This is a genomic window from Pseudonocardia sp. SID8383 (genome assembly GCF_009864975.1).
Taxonomy (GTDB): Bacteria; Actinomycetota; Actinomycetes; order Mycobacteriales; family Pseudonocardiaceae; genus Pseudonocardia; species Pseudonocardia alni.
Map to the genome: position 1 here is coordinate 1 of NZ_WWFY01001172.1, position 206 is coordinate 206.

At 81.6% G+C, this 206-nt stretch carries 1 protein-coding gene; it reads left to right on the forward strand.

The features are described from left to right. The coding region (locus GTW08_RS28425; RefSeq protein ID WP_202417821.1) for a hypothetical protein at positions 1–206 on the forward strand (206 nt) is incomplete at both ends.

Consider the following 206-nt stretch of genomic DNA (forward strand, 5'->3'; position numbering starts at 1 on the left):
GACCACCGCGGCCGGCCGGCAGGCACGGCCGACCACCCCGACGCCTACGAACCGCTCGCCGGCTACGCCGAACCCGGCCGCTACGACCGGACGGGCTACGGGACGGGCGACGGGGCGGCCGCCGGTACCGACGTCCGCACCGGCGCCCCGGCCGAGGACCCGGCTGCCGCGTACCGCGAGCGCCCCGCACGCCCCGCCGTCCGCGA